This is a genomic window from Bifidobacterium sp. SO1, assembly GCF_018555335.1.
Classification (GTDB): Bacteria; Actinomycetota; Actinomycetes; order Actinomycetales; family Bifidobacteriaceae; genus Bifidobacterium; species Bifidobacterium simiiventris.
On the sequence record NZ_JAFEJR010000001.1, the window covers coordinates 258926 to 274021 of the forward strand.

The following is a 15096-nucleotide window of genomic DNA, read 5'->3' on the forward strand; positions in this document are numbered from 1 at the left end:
ACTTCTGCGAAACCGTACGCATAGCGGCTCTTCGCGTACGTTTTCGCTGAGCGTTCTGCAAAATCGTACGCGGAGAGCCGTTCAACGTACGTTATTGAGGAAGTCGTTAGCAATAACGTACATAGAGAGATGCTTGGCGTACGTTATTGCAGCGGCGTCTCATGACTGAGGAGATGCAGCAGGCGGATACGGCGAAGCGCCTGTATCTCATATGTGATACAGGCGCTTCGAAAACCCCTCTCGGGACAGGCAGGACTACTTGCGTTCGATCTCGCGCATCTCGAAGGTCTCGATGATGTCGCCGATCTCGATGTCGTTGAAGGTGCCGAGGTTGATGCCGGCCTCGTAGCCTTCCGCGACCGACTGCACGTCGTCCTTGAAACGACGCAGCGAGGAGATCTCCAGGTCGTTGACAGTGGCGACGCCGTTGCGCAGGATACGGCACTTCGTACCGCGCTTGACCTCGCCGTCCTGCACCATGACGCCGGCAATGTTGCCGAACTTGGAGGAACGGAAGATCTCGCGGATCTCGGAGTGGGAGGTGACGACCTCCTCGTATTCCGGCTTGAGCATGCCCTTGAGCGCGGCCTCGATGTCCTCGATCGCCTTGTAGATGACCGAGTAGTACTTGATCTCCACGCCCTCGCGCTCGGCGAGATCCGCGACCTGACGGTTCGGACGGACGTTGAAGCCGATGATGACGGCCTTGTCGACCGTGGCGAGATTGACGTCGTTCTGCGTGATCGCGCCGACGCCGCGGTGGATGACCTGGATGCCGACCTCGTCGGACACCTCGATCTTCATCAGGGAGTCCTCCAGCGCCTCGACGGAACCGGACGAATCGCCCTTGATGACGATGTTGAGCATGTCGACCTCGGACTTGGCGAACTGCTCCTTGAGGGACTCAAGCGAAACGACCTTGCGACGCTTGGCGAGCTGCGCGGCGCGTTCGGTGGCCTGGCGCTTCTCGGCGATCTGACGCGCAGTGCGGTCGTCCGGGGCGACGAGGAACAGGTCGCCCGCGGTCGGCACGGAGGTCAGGCCGAGCACCTGAACCGGCGTGGACGGGCCGGCTTCCTTCATGTGGTTGCCGTTCTCGTCGAGCATCGCGCGGACGCGGCCATACGAGGTACCGGCCACGATCGCGTCGCCGATGTGCAGGGTGCCCTGCTGGACGAGCACGGTCGCCACGGCACCGCGGCCCTTGTCGAGTCGCGCTTCGATGGTGGCGCCGCGGGCGTCCATATCCGGGTTCGCGCGCAGGTCGAGATCGGCGTCGGCGGTGAGCAGGACGGCTTCGAGGAGCTTGTCCACGTTGATGTTCTGCTTCGCGGAGATGTCGACGAACATGGTGTCGCCGCCGTACTCCTCGGCCACCAGACCGAACTCGGTGAGCTGGCCGCGCACCTTCTCCGGGTTCGCGCCCGGCTTATCGATCTTGTTGACGGCCACGACGATCGGCACGTGGGCCGCCTGCGCATGGTTGATGGCCTCGACGGTCTGCGGCATGACGCCGTCGTCCGCGGCCACGACGATGATCGCGACGTCGGTGATCTCGGCACCGCGGGCACGCATGGCGGTGAACGCCTCGTGGCCCGGGGTATCGAGGAACGTGATCTTGCGCTTCTCGCCGTCAAGATCAACGGTCACCTGGTATGCACCGATACGCTGCGTGATGCCGCCGGCTTCGCGTGCGACGACGTTGGTCTGGCGGATCGTGTCGAGCAGCTTGGTCTTACCGTGATCGACATGGCCCATGACGGTAACGACCGGCGGACGGGGCTTCAGGTTCTCGTCCTCCTGCAGCTCCTCCTCGTCCAGGTCGATGTCGAACTGCTGGAGCAGCTCCTTGTCTTCCTCTTCGGCGGAAACGATCTTGATGTTCCAGCCGATCTCCTCGCCGAGGATCTGGAAGGTGGACTCGTCGAGCGACTGCGTGGCCGTGGCCATTTCGCCGAGATGGAAGAGCACGGTGACAAGGGCCGCCGGATTGACGTTGATCTTCTCCGCGAGATCGGCAAGGGACGCGCCCTGACGCAGACGAACGGTCTGGCCGTTGCCGGTCGGGATGCGAACGCCGCCGATGACCGGGGCCTTCATCTCCTGGAATTCCTGGCGCTTCGCGAGACGGTTCTTACGCGCCTTCGAGGACTTGCCGCCCTGACGACCGAACGCACCCGCGGCACCGCCGCGACCGCCACGGCCGCCGCGTGCGGGACCATTGCTCGGAGCGCTATTCTGGCCGGCACCCGCGCCGAAGCGGTTGCCGCCGCCCTGACCCGGACGGGCACCCTGCGCGCCGCCCTGACCCGGACGGTTGTGTCCCCACTGGCCCGGACGCGGCGCACCCTGGCCGCCCTGACCCGGACGACCGTTGCGGAAGCCACCACGGCCACCGCCCTGACCCGGACGGGCGCCACGGCCGCGGCCGCCTTCGGAATTGTTCGCACTCGGACGCGCCATCGGATGCGGACGCGGGATATCGCCCGGAGTCGGAGTGCGCATGCCCTGCTTGCGGCTGAACGGGTTGTTGCCCGGGCGCGGACCCGGGGTCGGCACGCCGGACTGGGCGGACTGGCCGCCGTTCTGCACGGGCTGGCCGGTCGGACGCGGCGCGTGCGGCAGCGGGGCACCCGGACGGGCGCCGTTGCGCTCATTGCGCTCGCCACGCGGCTGATGGTTGCGATCGCCACGCGGCTGGCCGTTGCGATTGCGATCATCACGACGCTCGCCACGGTTGTCGCGACGACGATCATCACGACGGCCGTCGCGCTCATCACGGTCGCGCTGCGGACGCGGCATGTGCTGGGCCGGCTTCGGAACGCCCGGAACAGGGGCGAACGGCTTGGGAGCCGACGGGGTCGGCGCAGCGGTCTCGGCGGACGCGGACGGCGCGTGCGGAGTCGGGACGTGCGCGGACTGCGGTGTGCGCGGCCCCGGCGTCGGAGCAGCCGGACGCGGTGCGGCCTGAGCCTTGTGAACATTTGCATTGGCCGCAGGCTTGCGGGCAGGCTCCCCAGCCTTGCCATTGCCCTTGGCATCCCCCTGGAACGCCGCCTTGAGACGACGTACGACCGGCGCCTCGACGGTCGATGATGCGGATTTGACGAACTCGCCCATATCCTTCAGTTTTGCAAGGACATCCTTGCTTTCCACGCCAAGTTCCTTGGCCAGATCATACACGCGTGCTTTCGCCACTAAATTTTCTCCTATCCAAACCGCGCGTATGATGACGCGGTCACTGTTGGTTTATCGAGAGCCTACATTGTGTGTCCGTGCGACGTTTCATCATTCGACGTCTCATCGTGCGACCATGATCGTGCTACCTCGTGTTTCGTCATCAAGGCATGACCGCGCGGCGCGACCATGCTCGGATTCCGAAACAAGCATACTCGTGCCATTGGATGTGCGCGCCTTGCGCAACACGCCCGAAGTTTGTGCATCCCGATTCGCGGCTCCTGCCGCCTTGGCCCCTCGGTTGAAGGGGCTGTCAGCATAGCTGACTGGGGGAGCGTACACGGGTACAACCTCCGAAAGCCACGAAGGCATAACCGCTGGCTACCCTTCAGCCAGCTTCGCTAACAGCTCTCCAGCAAGGGGAGCCAAGAAAAAACAAGACCAAAATCGCGAAGATCACTCCCCCGCTTCGGCCTGCTTCTTCGCGTGCGCCTCGGCGGACTCGATGCCGATCTTCCAGCCGGTCAGCTTCGCCGCGAGTCTCGCGTTCTGGCCTTCCTTGCCGATCGCCAGCGACAGCTGGTCATCGTGAATGAACGCGATCGCGGTCTTGTTCTTCTCGCTGATCACCTGCACGCCGGTGCACACGGCCGGCGACAGTGCGGACGCCACAAACTTCGCCGGATCGGACGACCAGTCGACGATATCGATCTTCTCGGGTCCGAGGTTCTCCATCACCGCACGCACACGCGCGCCACCGGGTCCGATCAGCGCGCCCTTCGGGTTGACGCCCTCGGTGTTGGCACGCACCGCGATCTTCGTGCGGGCGCCGGCCTCGCGCGCGATCGCCATGATCGACACCGCGCCGGAGACCAGTTCCGGCACCTCGCGCTCGAACAGCTGGCGCACCAGCTCCGGGTGCGAACGGGACACAACGATCTCCGGGCCCTTCAAGCCACGGGCCACATTCACCACGTACACGCGCAGACGCTCGCCGTGGCGGTATCGCTCGCCCGGCACCTGCTCGCGGCGGGGCAGGATCGCCTCCACGTCGCCGATCGCGATGTGCACGTTGGTCGGATCCTTGACGTCCTGCTGCACGATGCCGGTGACAAGCTTGCCCTTCTGGCCGGAGAACGCGCCGAAGATGCGGTCGTCCTCAGCCTTGCGGAACAGCTGCGTAATGACCTGACGCGCAGTCGCGGCGGCCAGACGGCCGAAGTTGCGCGGGGTGTCGTCGTACTCCTCGCCCAGCGTCGGGGCCGGATGCGGGTTGTCTTCGGTGGGTTCGCCGGGGATTTCGTCCTGCGCCCACACGGTGAAGGTGCCGGCGCGGGCGTCGAGCTCCACTCGTGCATGCTTCGCGGCGTGCGGCGTCTTGAGGTAGGCGAGACGAAGGGCTTCGGCCAATGCCTCGTCCAGCGCCTCGGTGTCAATGCCTTGTCCAGCGGCAAGCTGATGGATTCCTGCCAGGTCCAGTTCCATGGGTCAAGACCTCCTATGAAGTTATATTCCGAGCGCTAGGGCCCTTACGGTCACAGTCAACTATTAGTGTAGGTTCTTATGCAGACACGTCGGGATCGTATTATGCCGGGCCTTGCCGGCCGTTGCGGCCGTACCAGTGCCGGCCCGAAGCGCACGGCCACGGCGTGTCTTTCTCTGCTCGCATCGGCCGGGATGCTGATCTCGCTGGCCGGGTGCACCGCGCCGCGCTATGCCGGCCGGGCCGAATCGGAACAGTCGATGAGCAATTGCGAACGTTCGTACTACGCCGCGTCGGCCAACCATGACATCGCGCGATCCGACGGCGGCCAGCCGCTGATGCTGCGCTATATCGCAGCCGATCACGCACGTTCGCAGTGGATCGACGTCGCGGCCGAATGCACGAACCGAATGGCCGAGGGCGTGATCCGTTCGGCCCAGAACGACAGGATCGCCGGGCAGGTCGCGCAGCGACTCGGATTTGACGACGATGTGTATATATACGGTACAAACGGCAGCGGGACCGCGGCAACGAAGGCCTCCGGCGATGCCAACGTTACTGCCGACTTGCGTGCAGTAACGTTGGCCGGCATCGACAACTTGAACGTATCCTCGGGCGTGCTGGCGAAGATGGCACTGGCCGAGGACCGCGCCGGGTTCGCCACGGAGGTGCTCGCCGCACGGGGATCGTCCGAGGCAACGCTGGCGTTGGCCGACGCGCACAAGACGACCGGGGAACGACTGATATCGTTGGCACGGTCGGGCGCGTCGCAATCCGACACGCAATCCGATACGTCATCGTCGAACGGCTCCGCACAGTCCTCGGCCATCGCCGACCCGCGGCAAAAGGTCTACGACGTCAGCCAGCTGATCGCGAACGTTGGCACCACCACCGATCCGGCCACCGGCCTGACCGCACCGACGTATGCGGTCGTCGAAATCAACTGCGCCCGCGAGGAACTCACCGCGATTGCGCAGTCGACCTCGCAATCCGGAACCGGACAATCATCGGCTCACCCTGCCAGCAACCAGCCAACGACACAGTCGCAACCGGTCGCGCAGCCACACACCTCACAGACTACAGGCAACCGGCCAACCGCACGGCCGCAGTCGGCCGCTGAGGCAGATGCGGATTCCGACCACGACGCGTCCATGCGAATCATCGCCGACCTGATCGCCTCGCGCGTCGCGCAGGCCCTTGCCGCCGGCTACCCCTCCTTCGACCACGCCCTCTTCACCGAATAACTCTCCCGGGCTTACGCCCGTTTCCACACCCCAAACCGACCGTAAGCCCGGGAGAATCACCGGAGTGCCAGTCCCTTCCCGGGCATACGCCCGTTTCACCGGCCGGAACCGGCCGTATGCCCGGGAACAACGCCAGCCGCCGCCCCTTCCTCCCGGGCATACGCCCGGTTCCAAGCCTGCTTCCGACCGTATGCCCGGGAGAATCACCGGAGCGTCAGCAGCCTCCCGAACCATCTCGCCCCGTTTCATAGGAGGTGATGACGGATGCCGAGGAGGAATCGGACACCACGAAAGTTCCTATAGGCCTGATTCGGGAGGCTGCTTCGCCCCGCTTTTCGCCCCGTTACAAACGGTCTTTCGAGATTCTTCAAGTAACTTTACGGCTGATGCCATCAAACGCAAAACACTAGATGTAGCAAGGGTTTTGCAGAAAACAAAAGGGTTTCAGGCGAAGCCTGAAACCCTAGGGGCGGATAAGGCGAGATTCGAACTCGCGGAGGAGTTACCCTCACACGCTTTCGAGGCGTGCTCCTTAGACCGCTCGGACACTTATCCATTCGCTACGTAAAACGCAACTTGTCTATTATAAGGCGACATCGCGATTTGGCAAATCGGCAGACTCGCCCGGCGTGGCGCATGTTTCGAGTGTGCTGGCTGTTACTAGGTCGTTCGTGGCCGTTGAGTGTGGCACCCCCCAGTCAGCTTTGCTAGCAGCCTCTCAACCGAGGGGCCAGGTAATCAACGCCTACAGCCGCTGCTCGTGCACGGAGGCGTTCACCCACTGGCTCTGCTTGACGTCGTAGCCGGAGAAGATGCCGATGTCGAGCATGCAGTCGCGGTAGTCGCGCCCGTGCGCGATCGTGATGTAATTGTCGTCGACCATGCGGTTGTGCGTCGGGTCCAAGCCGATCCAACGTCCGTCGTGATAGATCTCGACCCACGCGTGCGTCGCGCCCTCGCCGCCGAGCAGACCGGCAATATAACGCGCGGTGAGCCCCACATGGCGGCACACCGACAGCATCACATGCGCATAATCCTGGCACACGCCCTTGCGCTGGGCGAGCGCCTCCTCGGCCGTCGTGCGAATCGTCGTGGACGCGGGCGTGTAGACGAACGCGTGGAACACCTCGTCCATCACCTCGCGCGCCTGGTCGATCGGCGTCGCGTCGATCGGCAGCGCGGACAGACGAATCTTGCACATCTCGATCATGCGTTCGATACACGGCCCCGGAATCGTCAGCGCCGAGTTGAACCGGTACAGCGGCTTGTAGATCTCCGGCTTGATATGCGCGTTGTCGACGAACGCGATGCCCTTGACCGTGTAGTTGAACATGGTGTGCGGCTCAGGGATGAAGCCGGTCATGACCACCGAATCGAACGAGTCGATCGTCGTTTCGAGATCGACGTGCGGTTCGATGTCCACTTCCACGTCCACGACCTGCTGGCGCGGGCCGGTCGCGGGCACGCAACGCAGCTGGAATCGATGATCGGTGACCGGCGAGCTGAACGACAGCTTCATCTCATAGTCGAACACCAGTTTTTTCATGAAAATACGACTCCTCTAGTGGATGCGACCCGTACCTGCTTGCACATCCACTGTACCGCACACGACGGCCACGGCTTCACGTGCGCCCACGGCCGGGCTCACGGCCATATTCACGGCCGTTTGGCGTCCATGTTCATCGAGCTGAGCGAATTTGCGTCCTTCACGTCGCCGGCGATCGCGCGGCTGTTGAAGTCGTCGAGGAACACCTGTAGCCGTTTGGTCAGCTCCGGGTAGCCACGGTCCGGCAGCTGGCCGAGCAGCCAGCTGATGCCGGACACGAAGCACGACGGCAGCGGTTTGCCGTCGAGCGCGCGCGAATACGTCTCGAGCTTGGCGAGCGGCGCGTCGAGCTCGTCCTCCGGCAGACGGAAGCGCGTGTACAGGTCGATGCGTTCGATGTACTTGCCGATGAAGATGAACGCCTTCAACGTCACGTCAACGGTCGAGTTCTCGACGCCGCCCCAGAACGCGAGCATATCGTCGGCAATGTCGCGCTGGTTGTAGATGTCGCTCGCGTTGGCCGAATGTTCGGCCGCATCGGTGATGTTCGTGACGGCGAGTTCGATGTACTGCAACAGGCGCGAGGTGAGTTCCGGCCGCAGCACAACGGCATTGCGGAACGCGGCGACAATCGCGCTGCGCACCGAATCGGGATTCGTGTCGTCGTACAGGAACGAGTGGATGAAACCGTCGAAGTCCGCGAAGTCCTCGGGCAGGTCGAGGGCACGGGCGAACGGGCGGAACGCGTCCACGTCGGTGTCCATCACGCGGTCGTAGAACGGGAAGAACTGGACGAGCGTGGTGAACGCGCGTTCGGTGTATCGGCCGAGCCAGTACAGGTTGTCGGCCTTCGACGCGGTGACCAGTGACAACGTATGCTTGCGCGAGTGCGGGATCAGGTTCACGGAGGCGACCGATTCGCTGCGCTGCTGTGCACGCTCGTGCGATTCGGTGCCGTGCTCCGGCGCGAGCACCCAAGTGTCCTTGAAGCCGCCGCCCTGCGACGAGTTGACGATCATCTGGCCGGGCACCGACGAGTAGCGGGTCAGACCGGAATACCACACGTGCGTGTTCTGCCCGGTCACGACGAACGCGCGCAGATCGGCCTTGCGCGGGCTCGCCTCGCCGGTTTCCGGGTCGATCACGTCGATGTCGCGGAACTGGATGACCTCCTGCGCGATGAACCGGCGCGGCTCGGCCTTGATCCGGTCGGCCAGTTCCTCACGCGCTGCGGCGTCGAGCGACGAGCCGAACACGACACCGTAACCGCCGGCCTCGGCCACGTCCTTGATCACCAGCTCGCCGATCCGGTCGAGCACCTCCTTGCGATCCTTGTCAAACATCGGCATATACGTCGGCGCATTGTGCAGGATCGGCTCCTCGCCCAGATAGTACTTGATCATCTGCGGCACGAAATAGTAGATAGCCTTGTCGTCGGCTGCACCGTTGCCGGGCGCGTTGATGATCGCAACGTTGCCGGAACGGTACGCCGAGAGCAGTCCGGGCACGCCGATCACCGAATCCGGGTTGAACGCGAACGGATCCAGATACTCGTCCGACAGGCGGCGGTACACCGCGCCCACGCGATGCCGGTTGCCGGCGTAGTCAAGGAAGAACAGCTTGTTGTCGACCACTTCGAGGTCTTCCGGGAACGCCAAAGCCGCGCCGGTCTTCTCGGCGAGGTACGCGTGCTCGAAGAACGCGGAATTGTAACGGCCGGGAGTCAGCACCACGGCAATGCCCTCGGTCGAGACGAAGTCCATCGCCTTGCGCAGCAGGCGCGGATAGTCGCGGTTGTCGCGCACATGCACCTCGCAGAACAGCTTCGGGTTCGTGCGGCGTTCGATGTCGCGCGCGAACAGCGGGTAGCTGGCGCCGGACGGGATGCGAAGGTTGTCTTCGAGCACCCACCAGCGGCCGTCCTCGCCCTGCACGAGGTCCTCGCCGGCGATGTGCGCGAAGATGCCGCCGGGAGGGGTGACGCCGTTGACCTGCGGGAAGTAGCCGGCCGACGTGTACACGTATTCCTCGGGGATGATGCCGTCGTGGATGATGCGCTTGTCGGAGTAGATGTCCTTGAGGTACGCGTTGAGCGCGTTGACGCGCTGCTTCAAGCCTGCTTCGAGCTGGTCGAATTCATCGGATTCGATGATGCGCGGGATCGGGTCGTACGGGAACAGTCGGTCGTGGTACTCGCCGTTCTTGTACACGCCGAACCGCACGCCGTTGCGGCTCAGCTCGCGGTTGATCGCCTCGCGGCGGTTGACCAGTTCGCCTGCCAGATTGATCGCCGATGCAGCCATTTCGCTCCTCGCCTTCGTCCGTCCGTTCGTTGCCACGACCGTCACGCGGGCACGGTGGCATGTGCCGCATGTACGGTTTCGCGGGCGGCGATTGGTCTGCCGGCTCGCTCGTGCAAGCGCACGCTTACGCCGCGGCCATCGCCATGAATACGCGTTACGCTAGTCGCACGCGGTTACCGGACGGGGGCGAATGTGTTACGGGCGTGCTACAGCGTGCGCTTGGCGCGGATGGCTTCGGCGCGGGACGCGAGCTGGTCGTCGGGCGGGTACTGGATGTGTTCGAGCGTGAGGCCCTGCGGCGCGATCGGGCCGGTGGAGCCTTCGCGCAGCGGCGTCGCCATTTTGTCGGCGAACCAGTCCAGCGAACGTTTGCCGATACCGACCTGCACGCAGCCGTTCACCAGTGATCGCACCATGTTGCGGGCAAACGCGTCGGCCACGATCGTGAAACACAGCAGTCCGGACTCGACTGCCGGAGTACGGTACCGCTCCCCCATCGCCGCGTCGATCAGCGGACGGACCGGAATCCGTCGCCAGTACGCGGTCTTGACCTCGCGGATCGTCGTGCCGCCCGGGTTGGGCGTCGCGAACGAACCGAAATCATGCAGGCCGATCGTCATCGCGGCCGCCTCGTTCATCGCGGCGATGTCAAGATCGTCGTCAATGTGCAGCACGAAGCCGCGCGTGCGCGGGTCGACTTCGGACGCGCGGTCGGCGATTCGGTAGACGTAGGTACGTTCGAGTGCGGAGAAGCGGGCGTCGAATCCGTCCGGCGCGGGCGTGATGTCGCGGATCGTGATGTCGGACGGCAGGAGACGCTGCATGCGGCGGGTCAGTGCGACGGTCGGCGGCACGTCCATGTGACCGACCGCGCGGGCGAGAATGCTCGGGGAGATGTCGACGTGGCAGACCTGATGGCTGGCGTGGACGCCGGTGTCGGTGCGACCGGCGACGACCAGACGCAGCGGTTCGGCCTGTGATTCAGGCGATGCGGGATCGGTCGGCACGCGCAGGATCTTGTGCAGCGCGGCTTCGATCTCGCCCTGCACGGTTCGTAGGGTGGGCTGCTTCGCCCACCCGTAGAAGCCGCCGCCGTCATATGCCAAGTCGATGCGCAATCTCATGAGGCACCATCATAATGCTGAAATGGCCGTTATCGGGTCCGATAACGGCCATTTCAGCATGCAGAAGGGGTCGGGAACCCGGTTGGATTCCCGACCCCTTCAGTTGGTTGTGGTCTAGCTCACTCGGCGTTCTCGGCCGGGGCTTCCGCGGTTTCGGCCGGAGCCTCAACCGGAGCCTCGGTGGCCTCGGCAGCCGGAGCGGCCTCTTCCGCAACCTTGGTCGCGGCTTCGGCTTCCTTCACGACGGCCTTCTTGGCGACCGGCTCGGTGACGAGCTCGATGATCGCGGCCGGAGCGGAATCGCCCTTGCGCGGGGCGATCTTCACGATGCGGGTGTAGCCGCCCTCGCGCTGCTCCATCTGCTCGGCGATCTCGGTGAAGAGGGCGTGCACGACGGACTTGTTGCGGATGACGCGCATCACGCGACGGCGGGAGTGCAGATCACCGCGCTTCGCGAAGGTGATCAGGCGCTCGGCCAGCGGACGGAGGCGCTTGGCCTTCGGCAGCGTGGTGACGATGCGGCCGTTCTGGAACAGGCTGGTGGCCATGTTCGCGAGCATCAGGCGCTCGTGGGCCGGGCTGGAGGCCAGACGCGGGCCCTTCTTGGGTGTAAGCATGAATTACTCCTTGAATGCCCCGCCGCACTCAGGTGGGCATGTGCCCGAACGTCCGGGCGCGGCGGAGTGATTGGTCAAAAGCGGAAACTCACTCGTCTTCCGGCGAGTAGAAGGTGCCGCCCTCGAGGTTGGTGGTATCGAAGCCCAGCGGCGAGGCCTTGAGCGACAGGCCCAGGGTCTGCAGCTTGTCCTTGACCTCATCGATCGACTTCATACCGAAATTGCGGATGTCGAGCAGGTCCTGCTCGGTGTGGTTGACCAGCTCGCCGATCGTGTGGATGCCCTCGCGCTTGAGGCAGTTGTAGCTGCGCTGCGTGAGGTTGAGATCCTCGATCGGAACGGCCATCTCGGGGTTGGTTTCCTCGGCCACCGGAGCCGGGCCGACCTCGACGCCTTCGGCCTGGGTGTTGAGCTCGCGGCACAGGCCGAAGAGCTCCACCAGGGTCGAACCGGCGGAAGCGACCGCGTCACGCGGCGAAATGGCGGGCTTGGTCTCCACGTCCAGAATGAGCTTGTCGAAGTCCGTGCGCTGTTCCACACGGGTGGCCTCGACCTTGTAGCTCACCTTGAGCACCGGGGAGTAGATCGAGTCGACCGGGATACGGCCGATCTCGTCGTTGTCCTGCTTGTTCATCTGCGCCGGCACGTAGCCGCGGCCGCGCTCGACGGTGAACTCGATCTCGAGTTCGCCATCCTCGGCCAGGGTCGCGATGTGCATCTCCGGGTTGGCGATGGTCACGCCGGCCGGCGGGGTGATGTCACCCGCGGTGGCTTCGCCTTCGCCGCTCTTGCGCAGATACATGACGACCGGCTCGTCGTACTCGCTGGTGAGCACGATGCCCTTGATGTTGAGCAGGATCTCGGTCACGTCCTCCACGACACCCGGCAGAGTGGTGAACTCGTGCAGGGCGCCGGAGATACGAACCGAAGTCACAGCCGCGCCCGGGATCGAGCTCAGGAGGGTACGGCGCAGGGAGTTGCCCAGCGTATAGCCGAAACCAGGCTCAAGAGGCTCGATGGTGAAGCGGGAGCGCTGCGGGTTGAGGACTTCCTCGGTCAGTGTCGGACGCTGTGCGATAAGCACTGTGTTATCCTTTCAGCTTCTGGTCGGTGGTGCACTCACCGGCCAGGCAAGCGGCTTTGGATGAATTGCTATGTCTAGTGCTCAGACGGCTCAGACGCGACGACGCTTCGGCGGACGAACGCCGTTGTGCGCCTGCGGGGTGACGTCGGTGATGGAACCGACCTCAAGGCCAGCGGACTGCAGGGAACGGATGGCGGTCTCACGACCGGAACCCGGGCCCTTGACGAACACGTCGACCTTCTTCAGACCGTGCTCCATCGCCTTGCGGGCGGCGGACTCGGCGGCCATGCCGGCAGCGTACGGCGTGGACTTGCGGGAACCCTTGAACCCGACGTCGCCACCGGACGCCCAGGACACGACGGCACCGGACGGATCAGTGATCGAGATGATCGTGTTGTTGAAAGTGGACTTGATGTGAGCCTGGCCCACCGGGATCGACTTGCGGTCGCGGCGACGGACAGGCTTACGAGCGGCTTGCTTTGCAGCTGCCATTGATCCTCGTTTCCTAGTACGAACTTATTTGTCTGTCCAAACGATGGAACGTGACGTCCCGTGGCTTGGACGAGCCACCTACTACTTGGTGGCCTTCTTCTTTCCGGCGACCGTGCGCTTCGGGCCCTTGCGGGTGCGGGCGTTGGTCTTGGTGCGCTGACCGCGCACGGGCAGACCCTTACGGTGACGCATGCCCTGATAGCAGTTGATCTGGATCTTACGACGGATGTCCGCGTCGATTTCACGACGCAGATCGCCTTCGATCTTGTAGTTGCCCTCAAGATAGTCACGCAGCGTGATCAGCTGCTCATCCGTCAGATCCTTGACGCGGGTGTCCGGGTTGATACCGGTCGCGGCAAGCGTTTCCTTCGCACGAGTGCGACCCACACCGAAGATGTAGGTGAGGGCGATTTCAATGCGCTTCTCATTGGGGATGTCGACTCCGGCAAGACGTGCCATTGCGATTCCTTCTGTGTTCCGCAGGTCGTGCACCGAGTCGTCCGGTTTCCCGGCCCGGGCCTGCGTACCCGGGGTTCAAGCAAGCCTCTCGGGAGAGACTCGCCTGTGACTCAGCGCCTGATTAATTGGTGCCGCTGGATCTGCTCTCAGCCCTGACGCTGCTTGTGGCGCGGGTTCGTGCAGATCACCATGACGCGGCCGTGACGACGGATCACGCGGCAGTTTTCGCAGATCCTCTTCACACTAGGGCTGACCTTCATGGTTTTCCTTTACTTGTACCTTTACTTGTAGCGGTACGTAATCCTTCCGCGGTTCAGATCGTACGGACTCATTTCGAGCACCACGCGATCCTGCGGCAGGATACGAATGTAGTTCTTGCGCATCTTGCCGGAGATCGTGGCGAGCACGATGTGCTTGTTCTCAAGTTCGACGCGGAACATCGCGTTCGGCAGTGCTTCCACTACCTGACCTTCGACTTCAATCACACCGTCTTTTGCCATGAGCCTCGTTATCCGTTCCTCGGGACAATTACCGTTAGTGAGTCCGAAGACACACCAACGGAATAATATACACGAACACGGGGATTACGACACGCCGCGGTCGCCCGCTCGGCAGGCGACCGCGCGAGGAGCCGGACAGTCCAGTGGACTGTCCGGCGACGGAGCCATCCGTTTCCCGCACCCGGCCACCTCAACCCGGATACAACAATGGGCAGCCCTTAAGCTGCCCATTTGATATGCCCAGACGGTCATCCGTCCGACGTTCCCCTGTCATTGTCATTTCGACCGAGGCAAAGCCGAGCGGAGAAATCTTTCCGATGTCGAATCCGTCCGTAAGATTTCTCGACTCCGCTTCGCTGCGCTCGAAATGACAGAACCGAGGAGGTCTCAGGCCTCGAGCGCCTTGACGATGTTGGCCTGGATCGCGTCGATCTCGCCGACGCCGTCGATGGCGACGAGCTGGCCGCGCTGCTGGTAGATGTCGAGCAGCGGGGCAGTTTCCTTCGCATAGGTGGCCAGGCGCTTGGCGATGGCCTCCGGGGTGTCGTCGGAACGGCCCTGCTCCTTGGCGCGCTTGGCGATGCGCTCCATGAGCACGTCGTGGTCGGCGTCGAGGGCGACGACCTTATCGAGCGGGGTGCCCAGCTCCTCGAGCATCGCGTCGAGCGCCTCGACCTGGGAGGCGTTGCGCGGGTAGCCGTCGAGGATCCAGCCGTTCTTGGCGTCATCCATCGCCAGACGGTCCTTGACGATCTTGTTGGTCAGCTCGTCCGGAACCAGTTCGCCCTTGTCGGTGTACTTGAGGGCCTCAAGACCCAGCTCGGTCTTGTTCTTGATGTTGTAGCGGAAGATGTCGCCGGTGGAGATGGCCGGGATGCCGAAGTGCTCGGCGAGCAGTGCGGCCTGAGTGCCCTTGCCCACGCCCTGCGGGCCCATGATGAGAAGACGCATGTCTTGGTTCCTTTGCTGATGTGTTGGATGTTTGGAAACGGATGGCTCCGTCACTGGACAGTCCACAGGACTGTCCAGTTCCTCGCGCGGCCGCCTGCCCATCGCGGGCGGCCAGG

The 15096-nt window shown here is 63.8% G+C and carries 13 protein-coding genes and 1 tRNA gene; 1 reads left to right on the forward strand and 13 read right to left on the reverse strand.

The annotated features are described in order from the left end of the window. Positions 1–255: 255 nt before the first annotated feature. Together infB and nusA are read right to left on the reverse strand one after the other, a co-directional pair. Positions 256–3198, reverse strand: coding sequence for a translation initiation factor IF-2 (infB, locus tag JS541_RS01150; RefSeq protein ID WP_214372489.1), 2943 nt, complete (start codon positions 3196–3198; stop codon positions 256–258). A 435-nt stretch (positions 3199–3633) separates the two neighbouring features. Further along, positions 3634–4662 (reverse strand): transcription termination factor NusA, encoded by a 1029-nt coding sequence (gene nusA / locus JS541_RS01155; RefSeq protein WP_214372491.1) that lies wholly within the window; start codon positions 4660–4662, stop codon positions 3634–3636. A gap of 258 nt (positions 4663–4920) precedes the next feature. Here nusA and JS541_RS01160 point away from each other — a divergent pair, with 258 nt between their 5' ends. Next, positions 4921–5904 carry a hypothetical protein gene (locus JS541_RS01160; protein WP_214372493.1) on the forward strand — a complete coding sequence of 328 codons (984 nt, stop codon included), beginning with the start codon at positions 4921–4923 and terminating at the stop codon, positions 5902–5904. Between the two features lie 470 nt (positions 5905–6374). On the opposite strand, the gene JS541_RS01165 is transcribed toward JS541_RS01160, so the two are convergent. The 11 genes from JS541_RS01165 to JS541_RS01215 all read right to left on the reverse strand — a co-directional run bounded on the left by JS541_RS01165 (position 6375) and on the right by JS541_RS01215 (position 14980). Beyond that, positions 6375–6459 (reverse strand) — tRNA-Ser (locus JS541_RS01165). A gap of 190 nt (positions 6460–6649) precedes the next feature. After that, positions 6650–7450 carry a transglutaminase family protein gene (locus tag JS541_RS01170; protein ID WP_214372495.1) on the reverse strand — a complete coding sequence of 267 codons (801 nt, stop codon included), beginning with the start codon at positions 7448–7450 and terminating at the stop codon, positions 6650–6652. 110 nt (positions 7451–7560) lie between these two features. Further along, complete coding sequence (locus tag JS541_RS01175) at positions 7561–9753, reverse strand: circularly permuted type 2 ATP-grasp protein (RefSeq protein ID WP_214372497.1); 2193 nt, start codon at positions 9751–9753, stop codon at positions 7561–7563. 206 nt (positions 9754–9959) lie between these two features. Then, the gene (gene truA / locus JS541_RS01180; protein ID WP_214372499.1) at positions 9960–10877 is read right to left on the reverse strand and encodes a tRNA pseudouridine(38-40) synthase TruA; all 918 of its coding nucleotides are present in this window, start codon (positions 10875–10877) and stop codon (positions 9960–9962) included. Positions 10878–10996: 119 nt separating this feature from the next. Continuing rightward, on the reverse strand, positions 10997–11494 hold the full coding sequence (gene rplQ / locus JS541_RS01185) for a 50S ribosomal protein L17 (protein ID WP_214372501.1): 498 nt from the start codon (positions 11492–11494) through the stop codon (positions 10997–10999). An 88-nt stretch (positions 11495–11582) separates the two neighbouring features. Further along, the gene (locus JS541_RS01190; RefSeq protein ID WP_214372503.1) at positions 11583–12578 is read right to left on the reverse strand and encodes a DNA-directed RNA polymerase subunit alpha; all 996 of its coding nucleotides are present in this window, start codon (positions 12576–12578) and stop codon (positions 11583–11585) included. A gap of 90 nt (positions 12579–12668) precedes the next feature. Then, positions 12669–13070 carry a 30S ribosomal protein S11 gene (gene rpsK / locus JS541_RS01195; RefSeq protein WP_033493949.1) on the reverse strand — a complete coding sequence of 134 codons (402 nt, stop codon included), beginning with the start codon at positions 13068–13070 and terminating at the stop codon, positions 12669–12671. A gap of 81 nt (positions 13071–13151) precedes the next feature. Continuing rightward, a complete protein-coding gene (rpsM, locus tag JS541_RS01200) occupies positions 13152–13529 on the reverse strand; it encodes a 30S ribosomal protein S13 (RefSeq protein ID WP_152357696.1) in 378 nt (125 codons plus the stop codon). 146 nt (positions 13530–13675) lie between these two features. Beyond that, a complete protein-coding gene (gene rpmJ, locus JS541_RS01205; protein WP_003814578.1) occupies positions 13676–13789 on the reverse strand; it encodes a 50S ribosomal protein L36 in 114 nt (37 codons plus the stop codon). 21 nt (positions 13790–13810) lie between these two features. After that, positions 13811–14029 carry a translation initiation factor IF-1 gene (gene infA / locus JS541_RS01210; RefSeq protein WP_003808114.1) on the reverse strand — a complete coding sequence of 73 codons (219 nt, stop codon included), beginning with the start codon at positions 14027–14029 and terminating at the stop codon, positions 13811–13813. A gap of 387 nt (positions 14030–14416) precedes the next feature. Continuing rightward, positions 14417–14980, reverse strand: a complete 564-nt coding sequence (locus JS541_RS01215) for an adenylate kinase (protein WP_214372505.1) — start codon at positions 14978–14980, stop codon at positions 14417–14419. Positions 14981–15096 lie beyond the last annotated feature (116 nt).

Bases quoted from the DNA above. Each gene is read 5' to 3' on its own strand.
- JS541_RS01170 (WP_214372495.1), bottom strand. From the start codon at position 7,450: ATGAAAAAACTGGTGTTCGACTATGAGATGAAGCTGTCGTTCAGCTCG.
- rpmJ (WP_003814578.1), bottom strand. From the start codon at position 13,789: ATGAAGGTCAGCCCTAGTGTGAAGAGGATCTGCGAAAACTGCCGCGTG.
- rplQ (WP_214372501.1), bottom strand. From the start codon at position 11,494: ATGCTTACACCCAAGAAGGGCCCGCGTCTGGCCTCCAGCCCGGCCCAC.
- nusA (WP_214372491.1), bottom strand. From the start codon at position 4,662: ATGGAACTGGACCTGGCAGGAATCCATCAGCTTGCCGCTGGACAAGGC.
- rpsM (WP_152357696.1), bottom strand. From the start codon at position 13,529: ATGGCACGTCTTGCCGGAGTCGACATCCCCAATGAGAAGCGCATTGAA.
- JS541_RS01175 (WP_214372497.1), bottom strand. From the start codon at position 9,753: ATGGCTGCATCGGCGATCAATCTGGCAGGCGAACTGGTCAACCGCCGC.
- infA (WP_003808114.1), bottom strand. From the start codon at position 14,029: ATGGCAAAAGACGGTGTGATTGAAGTCGAAGGTCAGGTAGTGGAAGCA.
- JS541_RS01160 (WP_214372493.1), top strand. From the start codon at position 4,921: ATGAGCAATTGCGAACGTTCGTACTACGCCGCGTCGGCCAACCATGAC.
- rpsK (WP_033493949.1), bottom strand. From the start codon at position 13,070: ATGGCAGCTGCAAAGCAAGCCGCTCGTAAGCCTGTCCGTCGCCGCGAC.
- truA (WP_214372499.1), bottom strand. From the start codon at position 10,877: ATGAGATTGCGCATCGACTTGGCATATGACGGCGGCGGCTTCTACGGG.
- JS541_RS01215 (WP_214372505.1), bottom strand. From the start codon at position 14,980: ATGCGTCTTCTCATCATGGGCCCGCAGGGCGTGGGCAAGGGCACTCAG.